The sequence below is a fragment of the Pseudoalteromonas sp. SR43-2 genome (assembly GCF_014163885.1).
Classification (GTDB): domain Bacteria; phylum Pseudomonadota; class Gammaproteobacteria; order Enterobacterales; family Alteromonadaceae; genus Pseudoalteromonas; species Pseudoalteromonas distincta.
The window spans coordinates 142619-162670 of sequence record NZ_JACJED010000001.1; the positions used below are offsets into that span (position 1 = coordinate 142619).

Below are 20052 nucleotides of genomic sequence, written 5' to 3' on the forward strand. Positions count from 1 at the left end.
ATTAACTATTTAATTATTCAGTTTAATAGAACTAAAAACACCTGCTTATGCAACTTAATTAACTAAATTGTTTCTTTTGTATTATTTTGTAATTGCTTTACTAACTATAAATGCTGAACGATTTATACGTGCTACATAAGCGCTAGCCCAAGCGTAGAGCTATAAATTCAGCGAGTTTATCTACCGCATTTTCCGACTCACCCGAACTTTTAACCAAGCTAATACCAATATTACCAAGAGCTGGTAAATGCTTGGTTTGAACCTGATAGTTAAGCTCACTCGGTACTGTGCTTTTGGCAAGTACCGTAATACCTAAGCCTTCTTTTAATGCAGCAATAAGGCCGGTTAAATCGGCGTTGCTATAAACTATTCGGTATTTAATGCCTGCACTTTTTAATGCATCAGTAGCACGGCGACGATAAATACACCCCTCTGGTGCGGTAACTAGCGTAACCACCTCGTTATGCGCAAGTGAAAGGTCGCCCACCCACACCAGTTCGTCTTGCATAAAAATAGGAAACTTATCAGAGTTGAGTCGCTCATTTAGCGCAAGTACTAAATCAAACTGATCTTGGCGAGAAGCCGAAAGCAAATGCTTACTTAAACGCGACTTAACCTCTAACGACACCTCAGGGTAGAGCGCCACAAAGTCGCCAATAATTGAGGGTAAAATACGCGCTGCAAATTCGCTCGGAATACCCAAGCGCACTTTACCTGCAATGTTTTCTGAGGTGAACTGCTGCAAAATAGCATCGTTGTGTTGCATCATTTGTTTTGCCATAGGCAATAATAGCTCGCCGTACTGGTTTAATACTTGGCGCTGCCCTTGTTTTTTAAATAGTTTATAGCCAAGCACGTCTTCTAAGCGCTTTATTTGCAAACTTACAGCAGGTTGCGACAGGCCAAGTAAATCGCCTGCTTTAGCAAAGCCACCTATTTCAACTACCATTACAAAAGTACGTAAACCGTCTGTTGATATGTTTTTCATATTTAAAATTACAATTTATATGGCTATATATATAAGTATTATTTATCAATTGATAAATAATTACAATTTGTTGTTGATAGGCGTGGGCAATATACTTTTGTAATCAAAAATACACAGGTGTTTGTTATGACTTTTAACCCAATAATGTTTGCCCGCCACAGCAACGCAAGTAGTGCGGTTACTAACGCTTTGCAAACTAACAACAATCACGTTGTAATGGATTTTAGCGGCACCGAAACCAGTGTATTTTTAAGCACTATTTTAGGCCTTGATTTAACTAAGCTTACCGCCAGTGGTTTAGGCTTAAAAGGCACGCTTGATGGCGACTATAATTCTGACTACAGTTTTGCTGTTTATTACTTTAGCGAAACCGCCTTTAGATTCGTACTACCACACAACGCAAGCCTTCAACTACAAGCGCTTATAAACGAGCAGCAATTACGTTTTGATATTGATTATGTAGTACGCACCGACCTAGCAAGCTTTATTTTAAGTGGCGACAACGCATTTGATACCCTAGTTAATGCTTTTAAATTAACACCAGGTTTGCGCCTTTCTGACGCGCAACTTTGCTACGGTGCACAAAGCGGTGATGTATTTATTACCGCCATTGATAAAAACGACGAACAACACTTTGTATTAGTAGCTAAACAACAAAAATTACAAAAATGGCAAAGCTACATGCAAGCGCAAGGCTTTGCACTTATGCATAGTGAAGCCGCATAATGAATAAAAACAACAGGCGAGCATTACAATGTTTACCTGTTTTTATATCTATTTAAGCCACGCCCTAAACAGGGTTAATTTAAACGTGAAGGAATGTTATGACTTCTAAAACTGTACTACATGCTAAGCACCTAGAAGCGGGCGCAAAAATGGTTGATTTTCATGGCTGGGAAATGCCAATCAACTACGGCTCACAAATAGAAGAACACAATAGCGTACGTACCGACGCAGGTATGTTTGACGTATCACACATGACTATTGTTGATATTGAAGGGCCTCAAGCAAAAGCATTTTTACGTAAGCTAGTAGCTAACGACGTTGCAAAATTAACCGTACCAGGCAAAGCGCTTTACACAGGCATGCTTAACGAGCAAGGCGGTGTAATAGACGACTTAATTATTTATTTCTTTAGTGAAACGTTTTACCGCCTAGTTGTTAACTCAGCAACGCGCGAAAAAGACCTAGCGCATTTAGCTAACGTATCGAGCGACTTTGACGTAACTGTTACAGAGCGCCCAGAGTTTGCAATGATTGCAGTACAAGGCCCTAACGCTAAAGCAAAAACAGCCACTCTTTTAAATGCTGAGCAACAAGCAGCTGTTGAAGGTATGAAGCCGTTTTTTGGTGTTCAAGTAGGTGATTTATTTATTGCCACAACGGGTTATACTGGCGAAGACGGTTACGAAATAGTAGTACCGAACGACCAAGCAGCCGATTTATGGCAACAACTGCTAGACGCAGGTGTTAAGCCTGCTGGTTTAGGTGCACGCGACACGCTACGTTTAGAAGCAGGTATGAACCTTTACGGCCTAGATATGGACGAAAGCGTATCACCACTTGCAGCTAACATGGCATGGACCATTGCATGGGAACCAGAAGATCGCGACTTTATTGGCCGTGACGTACTTGTTAAGCAACGCGCAGAAAAAAGCACTGACAAACTAGTTGGCTTAGTGTTTGAAGAAAAAGGCGTTTTGCGTAGCGGTTCTAAAGTAATTGTTGATGGTGGTGAAGGGGTTATTACCTCAGGTACTTTTTCACCAACACTTGGTTTTAGTGTAGCCCTTGCACGTGTACCACGTTCAACAGGCGACACAGCTCAAGTAGAAATGCGTAAAAAATTAGTAAACGTTAAAGTAGTAAAGCCTAGCTTTGTACGTAACGGTAAATCAATAATTTAAATAATTTGGTTATATCAATCACAATAATTATTGTGATTGATATCCTCCCAATATAAACCAAAGGACAAATAAAATGAGCAACATTCCTAGCGAGTTAAAATACGCACCTTCACACGAGTGGGTTCGTAACGAAGGCGACGGTACATTTACTGTTGGTATTTCTGAGCATGCACAAGAACTTCTTGGCGACATGGTATTTGTTGAATTACCAGAAGTTGGCGACGAAGTAGACGCTGGCGAAGACTGTGCAGTAGCAGAGTCAGTTAAAGCAGCATCAGACATTTACGCACCTATCAGTGGCGAAATTGTTGCTATTAACGAAGAACTTGAAGACTCACCAGAAACAGTAAACAACGACGCTTACGGCGACGGTTGGTTATTCCGTATTAAAGCATCTGACGAGTCTGAGCTAGACAACTTATTAGACGCTGAAGGTTACTCGCACACTATCGACGAAGAATAATTATTCTTTGTAGATAACTAAAAGCCCCGTTTAATGTATAAAAATGGGGCTTTTATGATTTTACAGCTCACAACCCCATACTGAGTGAACTGTTAAATCGTCAAATATTTTAATTAATGCTAGTTACCCATTAGCATTTAGGATCATAGGAATCTGGATTCATGTCAAACGCCAAATCTCTTGAAGAACTAGAGCAAAAGCAAGATTTTATTCGCCGCCATATTGGGCCAAGCCCAGCACAAGTAAGCGATATGCTAAGTGCTTTAGAAGTATCGAGTGTGCAAGAGCTCATTGACCAAACTGTACCGGCTAGCATTCGTCTAGAACAACCGCTAACAGTTGGGCAAAGCCGTACTGAAGTTGAAACACTAAGCTACTTAAAATCAGTAGCAAGCAAAAATAAAGTTTTCAAATCGTACATTGGCCAAGGCTACCACCCAACTAACGTACCGCACGTAATTTTACGTAACGTACTAGAAAATCCAGGTTGGTATACAGCGTACACACCGTATCAGCCAGAGATTGCTCAAGGGCGTTTAGAATCATTATTAAACTTCCAAACTATGACCCTAGATTTAACAGGTCTTGATTTAGCAAGTGCATCACTACTTGACGAATCAACAGCGGCTGCAGAGGCTATGGGCCTTGCAAAACGCGTATCAAAAGCAAAAAAAGCCAATGCCTTTTTTATTGCAGACGACGTACACACACAAACAATCGACGTAGTAACAACGCGTGCCGAGCAGTTTGGTTTTGAAGTAATTGTAGGTAAAGCAGAAGATGCCGTTAACTTTGATATTTTTGGCGCATTGTTCCAATACCCAACTACATCAGGCGAAGTGGTAGACATAACAGACCTAATTGCTGGCGTACAAAGCAAAAAGGCCATTGCCTGTGTTGCTGCCGACATAATGAGTTTATTACTATTAAAAGCACCGGGTAAACTAGGCGCAGACGTAGTACTTGGTTCGGCTCAACGTTTTGGCGTACCTATGGGTTACGGCGGTCCACACGCTGCATTTTTTGCAACACGTGACGCATACAAACGTTCATTACCAGGTCGTATTATTGGTGTATCTAAAGACCGTTTAGGTAACGACGCACTACGTATGGCAATGCAAACGCGCGAACAACACATTCGCCGCGATAAAGCCAACTCAAACATTTGTACAGCGCAAGTATTACTTGCCAACATGGCAGCGTTTTACGCGGTGTACCACGGCCCACAAGGCTTAAAAACTATCGCGCAGCGCATACATCGCTTTGCTGATATTTTAGCAAGTGGTCTTAAAGCTAAAGGCATTGCACTTAAGCACAGCACTTGGTTTGATACGCTAACAGTAGTAAGCGATAGCAAAGACGACGTAATAGCACGTGCAATTGCAAAAGGCGTAAACTTTGCAACAAACCACGAAGGCGAGTACTCAATCTCGGTATCAGAGACAACAACACGTGCCGATATTACTGAGTTATTTGATATTATTTTAGGCGAAGGCCATGGCCTAAGTGTTGATGCTATTGCAGCAGACGTTGAAGCAAATGGCAGCGAGTCAATCCCTGCAAGTTTAGTACGTGACGACGAAGTACTAACGCATCCAAACTTTAACAGCTACCACAGTGAAACAGACATGCTTCGCTACATTAAGCGACTAGAAAGCAAAGACTTATCGCTTAATCACTCAATGATCTCGTTAGGCTCATGTACCATGAAACTAAACGCGACTGCTGAGATGATCCCAATTACGTGGCCTGAGTTTGCAAACCTTCACCCATTCTGCCCGCTAGACCAAGCAGAAGGTTACCAAATAATGATTGGCGAGCTACACGACTGGCTAGTAAATATTACCGGTTACGATGCAGTATCACTTCAGCCAAACTCTGGCGCGCAAGGTGAATACGCAGGCTTAATCGCGATTCGTAAATACCACGAATCACGAGGGGATGCACACCGTAATGTATGTTTAATCCCAAGCTCTGCGCACGGTACTAACCCTGCATCAGCGCAAATGGCGAGCATGAAAATTGTAGTAGTTAACTGCGACAAAAACGGTAATGTAGACATGGACGACCTTAAAGCGAAAGCTGAGGAAGTGTCTGAAAACTTATCGTGCATCATGATCACATACCCGTCTACGCACGGCGTATACGAAGAAACCATTCGCGAAATTTGTGACATTATTCATGAGCACGGCGGCCAAGTTTACATGGACGGCGCAAACATGAACGCGCAAGTTGGCGTAACAAGCCCAGGCTTTATTGGCTCAGACGTATCGCACTTAAACTTGCATAAAACGTTTTGTATTCCACACGGTGGCGGTGGTCCAGGTGTTGGCCCAATTGGTGTTAAATCGCACCTTGCGCCGTTTATGCCAAACCACAGCGTAATTAACGTACCAGGTACTAACATTGGTAACGGTGCGGTATCGGCAGCGCCTTACGGGTCAGCCGCTATTTTACCTATTTCATGGGCTTACATCACCATGATGGGCAGCGAGGGCTTAAAACAAGCTACTGAAATGGCAATTGTTAATGCTAACTACTTAACGCATGAGCTCAGCAAGCACTTCCCAATTTTATACCGTGGTCGTAACAACCGTGTTGCTCACGAGTGTATTGTTGACTTACGCCCGCTTAAAGAGCAATCAGGCATTACTGAAATGGACGTAGCTAAGCGCTTGCAAGATTACGGCTTCCATTCACCCACTATGTCGTTCCCAGTAGCTGGCACATTAATGATTGAGCCAACTGAGTCTGAATCAAAAGGTGAGATTGACCGCTTTATCGAAGCAATGGTGTCAATTAAAGGCGAAATCGAAAAAGTAATCTCTGGCGAATGGTCAATCGAAAACAACCCGCTAGTATTTGCACCGCATACACAAGGCGACGTGTTAGGTAACGAATGGGACCGTGCATACGACCGTTTTTACGCTGCATTCCCAGTGCCTGCAGTGGCTAAAAACAAGTTTTGGCCAACCGTTACACGTATTGATGACGTATACGGCGACCGTAACTTAGTATGTTCATGCCCAGCGGTTGAGACTTATCGCGACTAAGAGCAGAGACTGATTTTTGAACTTTAATGGGTAGTAAGTTCCATTATAGTTTGGGAATTTATCAAAATTATAAAAGCCGTTGCAGCAATGCAACGGCTTTTTTGTGTGTGGTGATTCGCTATAAATTATATGGGCGTAGGTTGGGAAGAGTGAAACGAAACCCAACAAATCACAAATATACTTACTCGCTCACAACCCAAGAGTATGTGTTATTTATTGTAGGCGCTTAGCTTGCTGACGCGCTGGCGGCAGCCTTAAAGCTATAAATAACATTGTGGGCCTGTAGCTTTTAGGCTACATTAATTTAGCAAGTTGAATAAATTAGAGTAATTATTATGGCGCTACAAACATCAGATTTTAACCCGTTTGACTATATGGAAACACAACAAGAAATTAATACATTTTTAGAAGAGTGTTTAGCTGATGATGATCCAAATACCTTTATTGAAGCACTTGGCTTATTAGTTAAAAAACATGGCGTGAGTGATATTGCTAAAGCAACGGGATTAAACCGTGAAAGCTTATATAAAGCAGTTAACGGTAAAACCAAGCCACGTTGGGAAACTATTTTTAAAGTGATGAAAGCACTTAACTTTCGTCTTACAACACAAGTTGCATAGGCTAGGTAGAGTGAAACGAAACCCAACAAATCACAAATATACTTACTAGCTCAAAAGCCAAGAGTATGTGTTATTAGTTGTAGGCGTTTAGCTTGCTGACGCGCGGGCGTTATCTCTAATAAGTATTTGAATAGGTATTTGGAATTACTATCACCGATAATATGAATGCGTTTCGCGCTTTTTGAAGATTAGAAACCTTATTCAAGGTTTTGTCGCGCTGGCGACAGCAGCCAAAGAGGGGCTATAGATTTTCAAATTTTACTCTGCTGCAAGTAATTCATCCTTGAAGCTGGGTTACTGTCGGCATCCATGCCTTCACTTCCTCATACTGCGAAGCTGCGCTTCGGTTATTCGTCACCTCTCAGCGCACCCGAGCATCACGCTTAATCCTTCAATGCACAATTGATGTGAACGTAAACGGCTAAGATAGGCCATCCATGGCTTAGCTCCGCCTTATCGCGCATCCATGCGCGACATTACTCATCAATTGCTTATTTTCAGGGCGTGATGACGGGGAAGGGTGTTAAACGTGAGATTGCTGTTTGGTCTTGGTAAAAACAAGACCTGACCCTCTGTATTTCCTCTAGGTAGAGTGAAACGAAACCCAGCGAATCACAAATATACTTACTCGCTTAAAAGCCAAGAGTGTGTGTTATTTATTGTAGGCGTTTAGCTTGCTGACGCGCGGGCGGCAGCCCGAATAAGTATTTGAATAGGTGTTTGAGGTTACTATTACAGATAACGCGAATACGTTTTGCACTTCTAGAAATTAGAAACCTTATTCAAGGTTTTGTCGCGCTGACGACGGCAGCCAAAGAGGGGCTGCCGCTGGTCCCTCTCTGGACACTCTCAGCGCACCCGAGCATCACGCTTAATCCTCAAATAATTAATTGATGTGAACGTAAACGCCATGAAAGCACATCCATGTGCAAGCATGGCTTTCATTTCATCCATGAAATGAATTACTCATGAATTACTTATTTTCAGGGCGTGATGACGGGGAAGGGTGTTAGACGTGAGATTGGAGCTTGGTCTTGGCAAGATACAAGACCTGACCCTCTGTATTCATGTGATTAATTTAATTCGATGATGGTACGCCTAATGGCACCGGTTTTTCTCTTCGCTTTTTTAGGTCATTGAAGTAACTTTCTAAGCCTGTAAGGTCACTTTCAAGTTCTTCAAAATCCGGGAAACTAACTCCAAACGCACTAGCAGTGTCATGAACATGCTTGCAGCATTTTGCATAAACATCGCTAATGATTTTGTTATCATTAACATCAATGGTATCAATATATTTTAAATTCTGAGTTTTTACCCCATAACTAAAACGCTCAACGACACCTTTTAATAACCATTCTTCAACTAACCTTTCCCACGTTTTACGCATTTGATCATAAAAAGATTTGGTAGATAAAATATATTGCTGTTGAGCTGGGTTATTAAATTGATTTTTAAGTTCAGGTAATTGGGTCTTCAGCTTTTTAATCCTCTTATTAGTATTAAATGCTTCCCAAGGTGGTTCAACCATAGGGTATCCAGCTAACTTTCCATGCCTTCGAATTGCACTAATACTAATAGGAAACTGATGTTGATTTGCCAGATCTTCAAGCATTTTTAAGAATGGTAAATCGTGGGTTAATACAACTACTTGTCTATTCTTGCTCTCTTCAACAATACGATTTGCAAATTTTTCACGCCATAGATGATCAAGCGAATTTACGGGATCATCAAACACGATCGCAGACTTACGGTTATCTACTATTAGCTCAGCCATAAAGCCAGCTAGTGCAATACACTTTTGCTCGCCTTCACTGGCAATTTCAGGGATTTTTGCTTCGCTATTAGCTAATTTAATCTCTAGCATAGATTGACCAGCTTTACCGCTAGTTGTAGTTTGGACTTCAAGGTGTTTGAAATTGAGTTTTTTGAGTTCCTGAACAAAGGTTTCTTGTAGTTTGCCAACACTACCTTGTTTTGCTATCTCGTTTACCTTTCTTGTAATAGAAGAAATTTTGGCACTTAGGCCTAAATTTTCTAACAAGTGCAATTGCTTTAAACGTTTAATTTCGTTTTGTATTAAAGCTTTATTTGTCGTTATTTGGCTGCGATTTTCTATATCAGATATTTTATTTATCAGTAAAGTTATTGTGGTTTGTTTAGCTGCGTCATCTTTTACTTCTTGTTCTTTTTTCTTAAAGTTTTCACTTTGTAGTTTCAACCAAGTTAAGCCATTAAGCACTAACTCTTTAAACTGGAAAATAGCAGGTTTACCAATTATACCATTGACCCTTTTTTGAATATCAGCATTAAGGTTTCTTAAGCTATCCGCAACTTCTTTTTTGGAGCCTTCAATCCAACTTAAAACTCCTTCATGCGCTGTTAAGTCAAAGTTTAACCTCCCTAAGCATTTAACTGCTTGATCGAAATTTTTCTTAGCTGCATCTGCTTCACTTTGTGTTTTGTCTTTTAAGTAATCATTAAACTTCTGTAATTGTTTGGCGGTTGTCTCTGTTATCGGCTGTAAACAAGTAGGGCAACTTTCTCCAGCCACAGGTGGAAATGATTGACCTTGCCCGTTATGCTTAATAAACTCTTCAACATGTTGCCACATTGATTTCCATACTTGCGAACCAATACCTTCAACTGGCAATCCACCTAAAGCTTGATGTCTAGCGAGATCTGCCGCTGTTTCGGTTGTCTTATAAGTATCAAATAGCTTAGAAATAGTTAAAACAGCTTCATTACTTGTGGACTTTAATAGCCTATCAAAGTGATTTATTAGAGGATCAAGTCGCTGATATTGCTCTTTAAATTTTTTACGCAGGTCTTCAGGCGAACTCCCCTGCAATTCAGCCAACTCTTTTCTCAATTGGGTTAGGCTATCTACTTCAACTTGTGATGCACAATTTTGCTCTAACTCTTCAACAGTAGTGTCTTTATTGATTTTTTGAAGAAATATTGCACTTCGAGAACCTGTCGGAAGTTGAGGGAAAGTAGTCTGTTCTCCTAGTGCTCGAACGCTAGTAATACTAGCCTTAGCTACGTGATTACAGACTAGAATTAGCTCGTCCAACACTTTTAGAGCCGCAGGCTTATATTCAACATTACCTTTTTTAGCTAGATAATGATTGGCCGATTTATTATCAAAAACTCGAATTGATTTCAGCTCAGGTGATGATGCCTGATTTTTAACCCAAACATCTGCTTTGGGCTGTTTATCGCTTATCTGAATGTTAATTTCTGAACTTGGTATTCCTTTCGTATTTTCATAAACATTAGAAATTACTTCAGGAGCATCACCTCTAGTTAAACATGCATTTTTTAACACTTTGGCATAACTGGATTTGCCTGAGCCATTATTGCCATAAACAACAATCAAATTAGTTTGTGCGTCAAATGCTAAATTTTGGTTTTGCACCAGTGATGCAACATTAGAAGTGTTGGAGATACCTAGCAAACGTACAGGCTCGCTTTCAACGTTATATCCAACATCTGATACAAGAGCTGTTTTAGTTGCAAAGAGAGCGTCTGGAGAGTTAATTAAATGCTCTGTTTTAGCTAACTCTAATAACACATTTCTGTGCTGTCCAGTCAAAGTTCCATTGTCTAAAATATCTTTAACTGCTGCTCGCCACCACAAAGGTTTACCTTTAGCGTTAACCCACTCAATTACATTTTTTATCGACATTCCTTATCCTTTATAAAATCAATAATCCTTAAAAAAGAATATCAATAAATACTGAAGACTAGTAGTAATATAATTTTCAAAAGCAGGAGATTAAAGTTGTCACCCATTAGATAACTCCTGTCAAGCAGGCTGCTCTATCTCCTTGACCTTTTTATTCAAAAACCAAGTGCTCTTATTATTTTTAAACTCAATTTAAATATGAATACTTAACTAGTAATGTCGTCGATTGGTGCGAATATCCACCATGGCTTGAATAAAGAGCGCCATATGAGTTTAAGCGTTTTAATTACGCATCATTGATGATTAATTAAGGCTCTTGGCTTACCTCTCACTCATCGTTTAGTGCCAATATCGGCCTAAACAACAAATGCCTTGAAATTATACTTATAATCTCTATTATTGACATCAACAACACCCCTCCCGCTACCCGTAAGCTCAGCGCCCTGCGAGGGGGTAATTATTTCTATAGTATGGTAAAAGGATTTAGCCTTCATGATCCCCAAAGCCCCATAACATTTGTGCAGCAAGTCGACTTTCTAACAGAGCCAAAGGCACTGAATTTTGACTACACATCAGGTATCTAGGTTTTTAATTTATTGCTCATTGATTTAATTACTCTGTCGAGACCACGACGAGTAGAGTTTAAGAATGCGTTTACCATGTGATGAACCGTGGAATAGGGCGTGAGAATACCTTTTTGAGTGATGACGATTTTAAATGTTTTTTATACTGCATTGAACAAGTAAGCCTTTGCTTTAATATTGAAGTGCATTCATATTTTTTAATGACGTGAACAGCTCTCATCTCCTTTGTACAAATTAATATAATTTTTATAGATTGTACTTCTAATTATCCTAGGGTGTTTTATTGATTCATTTTTTAATATATGTAAGCATTGAGATATATGAAAAAACTACATGCTGTAGTATGCTTTCTAGAGTAATTAATAACGCAAGGAGCGAATATGACTGATCAATTCTTAGTACCAAACGACTACGCGATTCATATTGTAGAAAAGCGAATGAGTATCGATGCTTTAATAATCGCACTCTATAACACCCCTTCTGAAAAGACATTCAAACACTTTAAATTTGTAAACTCACATATTGTTGATGGCTATGCAAAGCCAGGTCAGATCGTGTTGATATCGCCAATCAATACAATGGAGTGCACTGAGCTAGAACAGCAATTTCAGGCTTCAGCTCTTGAAGTAGATAAAAAGCTAAGAGAGCTCGATGAGCATGAAAAAGAAATACTTTCTAAGCGTTATGAGCTGCTTAGTAATGTCGCTAAGTATAATGGGTTGTATTTAGGTGTTGCTAACAACTCTTGGAATTCACACGTTGGGCAAGTTAAAGCGATTTTAAAGGAGTTAGAAAAGACATATGTTAATCAATACAATGCGCATGGCAATTTAAATAACCAACAGTTTTTCCATAGGCGCAAACTTCTTTTTACTCGTTTAGATACAGCTCTAAGCCGCTTTGCTCAGCCAGCCTTAGGCGGAAGTTTAGTGGCGGGTGATATAAGACGAAATTTAGGATTAAGCTCTAAAAGCATGATACATCATTGGCAACAACAAGGTGGGATGGCTAAAAGTATTCCTGAATTTGCCCAAAACTATAAAACAGTAGCCAATATGGCCAAAAACCTGAAAAGAGTTGGGTATGTTGGAATTGCGCTGACAGGTGTCGAGGCAAGTGCAAATATTGTAAAAGCATGCACAGAAGGAAATGAGCAAGCTTGTACTAAGGCTAAGTATGTTGAGACAGGTAAAGCGGCAGGAGCAATAGGCGGTGGCATTGTTTCTGGCGGGCTGGCGACTTGGGGAGTTTGTTCTGTAGCTTTTGGTCTACCCTCTGGAGGAACAAGTTTACTATGGTGCGGTATTGTTGTCGGAGGAGGTGGCGGGTATTTAGGTGGAAAATATTTCTCAGAAAAAGGTGATAAATTGGGAGGAGTTTTATATGAGAAGATTGAAAAGTGACTATTGATAGCGAACTTTTTGGCTTGCTTTTATTTGGGATTGGCTTAGGTGTCATTTTTGTCATTATTTTCCCTTTAGCCTTTTATTTAAAAGGGAAAAAGCTCAGAACAGTTGAAGACATTTTAGAGTCAGGAAACCGCTATTATTCTCTAAATATTTTTATGGCGCTTCATGGTTTGCTTCATTATGGCAGTGTATTTTTATTTGATTGGTATGCAAAGCGTTATAATTTATTAAGTGATAGAAACAAGGTGCCAGCTCAAGCCTCGATACTATTTAAAGTGTATTTTGTAATTTTTATGCTTTGCGTACTTTTAATGTTTTTATCTACATTATTTTTTGAATAATGACTTTAGGCGATAGAAAAACCAGAGGGGTCACCCATTAGAAAGTCCCAGTCAAGCAAGCAGCTGTGTTTACTTTAGCTTTTTATTCAAAAACCAAGTGTTCTTATTATTTAAACTCAATTTAAATATGGCTACGCACCTAGCAATGACGTTGAGAGGTTTTTAAACGTGATATTGGAGTTTGGTCGTGGCAAGAAGCCAGTCCTGCCCCTTGTACTTATTATGCGGAAACCAAAGGGGTCAAATCTTGACTTCATACATCAATGGTCTTGATTTATAGTTTATTACTCATTGAGTTTATTATTATGTCTAGACCGTTGCGAATAGATTATGAAAATGCGTTTTATCATGTGATGAATCACGGCAGAGGGCGTGAAAACACTTTTTTGAGTGATGACGATTTTAAGCACTTTTTATACTGCATTGAACAAGCAAACCTTCGTTTTAATATTGAAGTGCATTCGTATTGTTTAATGACCAATCATTACCACCTACTTATAAAAACCCCTGATGCAAATTTAGGCAGAGCCATGAAGCATATTAATGGCCTTTATACGCAATATTTTAATAGAACACATAATACAGATGGTGCACTGTTTAGAGGTCGCTACAAGGTGGTGCTGGTGGATGCTGATAATTACTTACTACATGTTAGTCGTTATATACATCGTAACCCAATAGAAACAAGTACACCGTTAGTAGATGAGCTAATTGACTATAAATGGTCTAGCTATTCAGCTTTTATCAAAAAAACAGCAACTCCAAAATGGTTGGTTCGAGACTTTATATTTTTGCTTCAAGGAAAAAATCGTAAATATGCTGCGTACAAACAGTTTGTTGAATATGAAAACAATAAAGAAATAAGTGCTTTTTATGGCGCTAAAAAGTTATTTTCGGTGTTGGGCGGCGATGAATTTATTCAGAATATTAAGGAGTATATCGCAAAATCAGACAACGAAAAAAGCGTTGTTGTTCAGAGGCGTTCAACTGATGATGTTATTGCGTATTTAGCTAAATATTTTTGTATAGATGCACATGATATTTTAACGGTTAAAAAAGGGCGCAAAGAGAAAAACTTGCCTCGTATGTTTGCCATAAAATTATGCCAAGATTTAACAAGGCAAAATTTGAAAGCGTTGGCCGTTGCTTTTAATGTTCAACATTATTCTGCCATATCTCAAACGGTATGCAGGCTAAATAAGTTAATAATTGAAGATGATAAGGTCAACTTACAGTTCGAAAAACTTCGAGATAGTTTGATGTATGAAGTCAAGATTTGACCCCAAGCCTAGCCTTTACCTGACCCCAAGCCTACCGACTCCAAGCCTAGCCTTGCAAACCTTCACAGACCACAAGCCCTTTGACCCTAAACTCACTCAACTTCCTTGGATGAAATATAGAAATATGAAACGATAAACTCAGCCAGAATAGCCAATGATAAAATAAGTAGCAGCAAAAGATCTGGCACTGTAAAAAGAGCAACTACAGGCAAAGCTATACCTAGCCCTAGCGCTGTACCGCAGTGGATTGTATATAAGATAAATAGTTTACTTATTCCGTTTTCAGAGGCGATGTTTGTAGGCTTAGTGAATTTAATTTTCCCATAATAAATTAATGTAACTAAGCCTAATATAATAAGCCCTATCATTTTGGCTCGATAATACTTATAAGATATAGCTCATTTAAATTTTTCTCTTCACAAACTAAGGTCATTGTACGGACTCCACTTGTTAACACGGTAATTAAGGCCGGAAATATCACAAATTTCAGTGTTGTTGTTTCAACTTGGCCGGCTAGCTCGGCTATTAATTCATTGTTTGAGATTGAATACTGCTTTTCTGCTTGCTTTCATTCAACTTTAGAAACCTCTAGTAAAATTCGCCTATTATGGAAGCTGATCCTACAAAAGTTCTTATATCTAAACTAACAAAGCTTAGAGCAGAAGAAACCCTATTACTACTTCTTTACAGCTGGTTATAATAAAGGGCAATATTATTGCCCTTTATTATGCGCTTAAATTGGTAGTTATAAACTATAGTGCTACTAAGCTTTGCTCTAGCATTGCCTTTATTTGTTTTACTATTTTAGCTTCTGTTTCAGGTTCGAATTGTTGTATACGTGGGGTATGAATATGCCCTGTAGGTATACTCGAATTAAGCGCATCGCGCAGGCGAATACTTCGGTACGATATTTCGTTAGACAAGTAACCACCGCCGCCGCCATTTACCGCAATACTATTTTTAAGATCGCCGTACGAAGGCGCTTTATAGGTTTTTTCAAGCGTGGTGACTTCATGATTGTCGATAATTTTATAAGGCCCTTTGGCTTTTTGCATGTAATTTACAGGCAAGCTAAATTTCACGAACTCGTTGCCCGGGAGCGGTCGGCCATTAAGCTTTGGTATTACTGGGTTTGTTTGCGTTCCACCATACACAATGTTGGCATTATCGGGGGCGGTTACACTGCGGCGTTTACCCGGAAAGTGCTCTAAATCAAATTCTGTTCTGCCCATACTTACGGTTACTACCATGTCTACATTATTAAGTGCGTAGTAGGGGGCAAGTAGTGACTCTATTATGCCTTGATCAAAGTCTTCGTAGCGTACAGGTACCATAACGGTGTTAATTTCTGCGCTGATGCCGTTGTAATTAATAATTTGGCCGTCGAGCAATAACGCCGCAACACCTGAGGGGTTACTTTGGTTTATGTTTCTATCGAGTAAAAAAGGGTCAAAGCCCGTAAGTAATATTTTTTTAGTGCTGCCTGATGAAAAAGCAAGGTCGGTGCGGCCTCTGCTGCCTTCCTCAAGTAGGGTTAGTAAAGTATTTAGTTGAGCCTGCGTAATTGAAAATTTAGGTGAAGTTGTGCGTATTACTTTGCTTGAAAGCAGGCGCGCCCAGTAAAGCTCTCGGTCGTCGTAGTTATTGGTTTTTACTATGCGTTGTTTTGCGTTTTCCCACAGCTCAAAGCTAAAGCTTTGTACTAATGCTTTTGCACTTTTAAAGTTGTTTAATTCTTTAAATTGTTGCTCAAAACTTGATACTTGTGAGGTAAATGCATTTAAAACATTTGGCATTGCCGATTGGGCTTTGTTGATGCGCTGTTCTTCAACAGTTAAAGGATTACTTAAAGCAGCGAATGAAGAGGCAATTAAGCTGGTCGCTAATAATACTTTAATCATAATATTCCTAATATAAGGCTATTTTTTATGTGTAATTTACTATCCTATTATTACTAACTTAGGGCAACCGATTAACGTTGAATCGACTGAAATTTGCTTTTGCCGTGCATTAGTATTGTTTAACGGCCAATTAGTATCATCGGCTAATAAAAATCCCTGAGTCAAAAATTGATCTTTATAGGTTCTACTTTAAGTTCTAATAAAAGTAAAAAGCCGTTACAGCAATGCAACGGCTTTTCATTATGGTTTTATGCGCTTCGACGATACGAGCGAAAGGCTTTATAGTCCTTTAAAACCCTCTATTAATCATCTGGCCCTTTTAAGGTAAACACTAAATGTTTACGCATATCCTTTAAAATCACGCCTTTTTTAAGCATTGCGCCGCTTAAGCGTTTTTGCCATTTTAATAAATCTGGCTCTGCGGCTGCTAAGGCTTGCTCGTTTTCAAACTGAAAGCACAGCAGTAGTGAACTTGGAAATAAGTGATATTCCACATCAAACCAGCATTGCAGCATGCCTGGGAGCTCAGCGCGGCCTTGCTCTTCTAATTTTTCAGCAGTATTAAGTACAAGCGCTTGCTGTTTTATTTGCACTGCAGAGAGTTTTTTCATTATTAAAATCCAAGTTAGCGGCTAAAAAATGCAGCCGGAATGTGGGCATTATACGCAAGCTTGTGGGCAGGCAACAACTTTGAAAGGGGATTAATGCTTAATAGAGTGTATCTGTTTAAAGTCTGGAGTGCATGTTGGAAGGCGCCTTTGGCTTTTCCAATCTACGTAGGTCGTATAAGCGGCGTAGCCGTGCCATCCGACATTTCAAACTTCATCGCAGGACCTTAATTTGGACATTAATATTAATGTATTTTAACTCTATGGTTAAATAACCTTGTTTGAGGTTTTTTTAAGTAGCTTGCGACAATACAGGATTAGCTGTCGCAAGCCGCCTTTTGAGCCTCTCCGTATTACGTTTAATACTTATAAGAGGTATCAATAGGGACGGTTTATTTAGATCGGCGCTTGTCTAGTACATAGCGTACGGCCATTCTTGCAGCACCCGCACCAATACCTGAGACTACTGCCCATGTAACGGCCTCTTTAAGATCTGTTTCTTCGCTTGGTCTATCTTTTGGGGCTGGTTCGTTGGTAACCTTTTCCCACGATTTTTGTAAAGTTTTCCTTGTTAACATACCTGCAGATGCAGCGGCCAGACCTATACCTATTGTCGTAATTAGCTGTTTATTACTCATATTATCCTCGATTATTTAGTTGTAACTTGAGTTATTAATAGGTAACTCTTTAAGTAAGAACAGTATTAACAGCAATTTATATACCGATAGGCTTAAAATAGGTATTACGAGAAACACAAAGCATTTATATCTACCCGCAATAATACTAATCAATTTGAAGCATTAGCCTGATGCTAACTTAGTTGAGGATTGGTGGTTATAGAGCAACCAGTACCGTGGCATTAGTTAGAATATTAGGTTAAAGATTACTCTACTGATGTTAGGGTATTTCTTAAGTTAGTAACTCAGTACCTAGTAAGGCGTCAATATAGACGAGCTCTTCGCTAAAAATGCCATTCAAAAAAGCGTTTTGCTCAATTATTACAGCGTCATTAGGTTGGGTTTTGTATTCTTGTTGGCATCTTGTAAGCTCGCTGGCTAGCCATTGGCAGGCGTTGCTAGCTGTGTTTATTGCCGTTTTTAAAAATGATGACCATTTTATTTTTTGTAAATTAAAGCGATAAAGCATAACTGCAATAGCCCCATAAGCTTGTTGCTCAAGCGAAGGTACATCTTCACTATTTACTGAAAGGCGACTTAAAAGCTTGGTATTAATTAGCGATTGTTGAAGTGCAGCTTGCTGTGATTGACTTAAAAAGTTGTTTTCATAATCCATGGCCGGCCTATATCTGCTAATAGCAGGGCAATATAAAAAGGAGATTTAGCACAGTATTTTACGATTCATGCGCACCTAAAAATGAGCAGTAGTGATAACAAAATTAGGCTGACTCTTTACTGAATTAATAAAACTCAATTGTAACTGGGTAGGGAGCTTGAAGAGCATAAGCGTCTTTTTTAACCTTTAAAGCGTATGAAAAATAATGCTCTTTTGGTGTTTTTAATTTTATTGGTAAGCATGGTAATAACCATAAACAAGAGAGTAATAAAAACCACCCTTTATTTCGTAAGTTGTTTTTTTGTAGATAGGAGTTTTTTACAAAATTTGGCAATTTTTACTCTAACAATGAAAGGGTTAGTTGTTGATTTTGTTTTATCTCATTGATTTTAAATAATAAATTTATTGGCTTGGGTTTTGCTTAGTAGTAAGTGTATTTTCTTAAATAAATAAAGGAGTTATTATGAGTACCGTTATTACTGGGTTATTCGAAAGTGCATCACAAGCAACACTCGCAATTTATAGATTAGAAGCTTTAGGTATTAATGAAGCTAACATAAGCATTGTAGCCAATGACTCATACGCAAAGGAAGATTTTGCTGTAGACGAAGGTACAAAAGCGGCTGAAGGTGGCCTTGTAGGCGCGGCTTCAGGTGGTATTCTTGCTGCAATTATTGGCGGTTTTACTGCAGTGGGTACTGTGGCAACAGGTGGTACGGGCTTATTAGTTGCCGGACCATTAGTCGCAGCATTTGCAGCTGGTGGCGCAGGCGCCGCAGTAGGTGGTACTTTAGGTGCTGCAATTGGTGCGTTTATCCCTGAGCACGAAATTAAATATTATGAAGATGCCATTGAAAAGGGCTCTATATTAATTGGTGTTAAGTACGATAGTGACAACAAAAACGCTATTGAAGAAATACTTAACAATGCAGGCGCAAGTAACGTTTCTACGGCTTAACGCTAACTAATTAGTTTCAAAATTAATTATAAAGGTGAAACTTAGTTTCACCTTTTTTTTCGTTTTTTTAACTTGGCTTTTTGAGCTGGATCGTTGGTAATCTCCTTTTATGAGTTTTGTAAAGTTGCCATTTTGTTTGTAAATATGCCTTGGTTTTTGCTCAATCCTTGGCTGAAAGTCAGTTTTGTTAGTTAATTAGCTACTTATTTAAGTTTAATAAAAACTATAAATTTACTTTTTAATCAATAGATTAAAAATAAATCATTCATAAATTAATGCTTTCGCGTAGGACTGGTATATACATTGAAACTACTTGTTTAATAGTCGCTTAATTTAGCGTTATTGTTTTATTAATTTGATACTAAACGAGGAGATGATGATGAATTGTTTGCAGTTTGATTCAAACGCTAAAAGATCTTTAACCCGCGTTTTAAAACCCACTTTTGCGATACTACTTACCGGTGTGTTACTACAAAATAGCGCACTGGCTAATGTAAAAGTTCAAATGCACCAAGTAACTAAGTCAGGCCAAGGGCAATCACTAGGTACTATTACACTAACAGAAAATGATAACGGTGTTGTTTTTTCACCAAGTTTAAAAGGTTTAACACCGGGGCTGCATGGTTTTCATGTTCACCAATTTGCTAGTTGTGAACCCAAGAAAAAAGGCGATAAGGTTGTGCCGGGGGGCGCCGCTGGTGGGCATTTCGATCCAAAAGCTAGTGAGCATCATGATGCTCCTTGGGGGGATGGCCATTTAGGCGATTTACCGGCGTTGTATGTAAATGAAAGTGGCCAAGCTAAATCGCCTGTTTTAGCACCAAGGCTCACGCTTGAAAAACTTAAACAACACGCAGTAATGATTCACGAAGGAAGTGATAACTATGCAGATAAGCCAAAGCCATTAGGTGGCGGTGGCAAACGTGTTGCTTGTGGCGTAATTGAGTAAATATAAGGAG

16 protein-coding genes are annotated in these 20052 nt (G+C 39.2%); 10 read left to right on the plus strand and 6 right to left on the minus strand.

Annotated elements, in window-relative coordinates:
* Positions 1-142: 142 nt before the first annotated feature.
* Entirely contained in the window at positions 143-988 is an 846-nt protein-coding gene (locus tag H5120_RS00745) for a LysR family transcriptional regulator (protein ID WP_002958025.1), read from the minus strand.
* 126 nt (positions 989-1114) lie between these two features.
* On the opposite strand from H5120_RS00745, the gene H5120_RS00750 reads away from it, so the two are divergent.
* The 5 genes from H5120_RS00750 to H5120_RS00770 all read left to right on the plus strand — a co-directional run bounded on the left by H5120_RS00750 (position 1115) and on the right by H5120_RS00770 (position 7031).
* Positions 1115-1714 (plus strand): hypothetical protein, encoded by a 600-nt coding sequence (locus tag H5120_RS00750; RefSeq protein ID WP_058154172.1) that lies wholly within the window; start codon positions 1115-1117, stop codon positions 1712-1714.
* 98 nt (positions 1715-1812) lie between these two features.
* A complete protein-coding gene (gcvT, locus tag H5120_RS00755; RefSeq protein ID WP_002958027.1) occupies positions 1813-2895 on the plus strand; it encodes a glycine cleavage system aminomethyltransferase GcvT in 1083 nt (360 codons plus the stop codon).
* A 73-nt stretch (positions 2896-2968) separates the two neighbouring features.
* On the plus strand, positions 2969-3358 hold the full coding sequence (gene gcvH / locus H5120_RS00760) for a glycine cleavage system protein GcvH (RefSeq protein ID WP_002958029.1): 390 nt from the start codon (positions 2969-2971) through the stop codon (positions 3356-3358).
* A 161-nt stretch (positions 3359-3519) separates the two neighbouring features.
* Positions 3520-6411 (plus strand): aminomethyl-transferring glycine dehydrogenase, encoded by a 2892-nt coding sequence (gene gcvP / locus H5120_RS00765; RefSeq protein WP_182673282.1) that lies wholly within the window; start codon positions 3520-3522, stop codon positions 6409-6411.
* A gap of 335 nt (positions 6412-6746) precedes the next feature.
* A complete protein-coding gene (locus H5120_RS00770; protein WP_007579952.1) occupies positions 6747-7031 on the plus strand; it encodes an addiction module antidote protein in 285 nt (94 codons plus the stop codon).
* 1078 nt (positions 7032-8109) lie between these two features.
* On the opposite strand, the gene H5120_RS00775 is transcribed toward H5120_RS00770, so the two are convergent.
* Positions 8110-10719 carry an AAA family ATPase gene (locus H5120_RS00775; protein ID WP_182673283.1) on the minus strand — a complete coding sequence of 870 codons (2610 nt, stop codon included), beginning with the start codon at positions 10717-10719 and terminating at the stop codon, positions 8110-8112.
* A 964-nt stretch (positions 10720-11683) separates the two neighbouring features.
* Between H5120_RS00775 and H5120_RS00780 the strand changes: the two genes are divergently transcribed.
* The 3 genes from H5120_RS00780 (at position 11684) to H5120_RS00790 (ending at position 14333) form a co-directional block, all read left to right on the plus strand.
* The gene (locus H5120_RS00780) at positions 11684-12706 is read left to right on the plus strand and encodes a hypothetical protein (RefSeq protein WP_182672932.1); all 1023 of its coding nucleotides are present in this window, start codon (positions 11684-11686) and stop codon (positions 12704-12706) included.
* The gene (locus H5120_RS00785; protein WP_310735956.1) at positions 12703-13053 is read left to right on the plus strand and encodes a hypothetical protein; all 351 of its coding nucleotides are present in this window, start codon (positions 12703-12705) and stop codon (positions 13051-13053) included. Before H5120_RS00780 ends, H5120_RS00785 begins: the two co-directional genes overlap by 4 nt.
* A gap of 305 nt (positions 13054-13358) precedes the next feature.
* Positions 13359-14333 (plus strand): transposase, encoded by a 975-nt coding sequence (locus H5120_RS00790; RefSeq protein ID WP_182673284.1) that lies wholly within the window; start codon positions 13359-13361, stop codon positions 14331-14333.
* Between the two features lie 752 nt (positions 14334-15085).
* On the opposite strand, the gene H5120_RS00795 is transcribed toward H5120_RS00790, so the two are convergent.
* The 4 genes from H5120_RS00795 to H5120_RS00810 all read right to left on the minus strand — a co-directional run bounded on the left by H5120_RS00795 (position 15086) and on the right by H5120_RS00810 (position 18135).
* Positions 15086-16234: a hypothetical protein gene (locus H5120_RS00795; RefSeq protein WP_182673285.1), complete on the minus strand. Its 1149-nt coding sequence runs from the start codon at positions 16232-16234 to the stop codon at positions 15086-15088.
* Positions 16235-16536: 302 nt separating this feature from the next.
* Complete coding sequence (locus H5120_RS00800) at positions 16537-16845, minus strand: hypothetical protein (RefSeq protein ID WP_024596321.1); 309 nt, start codon at positions 16843-16845, stop codon at positions 16537-16539.
* A gap of 389 nt (positions 16846-17234) precedes the next feature.
* On the minus strand, positions 17235-17480 hold the full coding sequence (locus H5120_RS00805; RefSeq protein ID WP_024593336.1) for a DUF4235 domain-containing protein: 246 nt from the start codon (positions 17478-17480) through the stop codon (positions 17235-17237).
* Positions 17481-17751: 271 nt separating this feature from the next.
* The gene (locus H5120_RS00810; protein ID WP_182673286.1) at positions 17752-18135 is read right to left on the minus strand and encodes a hypothetical protein; all 384 of its coding nucleotides are present in this window, start codon (positions 18133-18135) and stop codon (positions 17752-17754) included.
* A 463-nt stretch (positions 18136-18598) separates the two neighbouring features.
* Between H5120_RS00810 and H5120_RS00815 the strand changes: the two genes are divergently transcribed.
* Positions 18599-19093, plus strand: coding sequence for a general stress protein (locus tag H5120_RS00815; protein WP_024604742.1), 495 nt, complete (start codon positions 18599-18601; stop codon positions 19091-19093).
* Positions 19094-19472: 379 nt separating this feature from the next.
* Entirely contained in the window at positions 19473-20042 is a 570-nt protein-coding gene (sodC, locus tag H5120_RS00820; RefSeq protein ID WP_182673380.1) for a superoxide dismutase family protein, read from the plus strand.
* Positions 20043-20052: the final 10 nt, after the last annotated feature.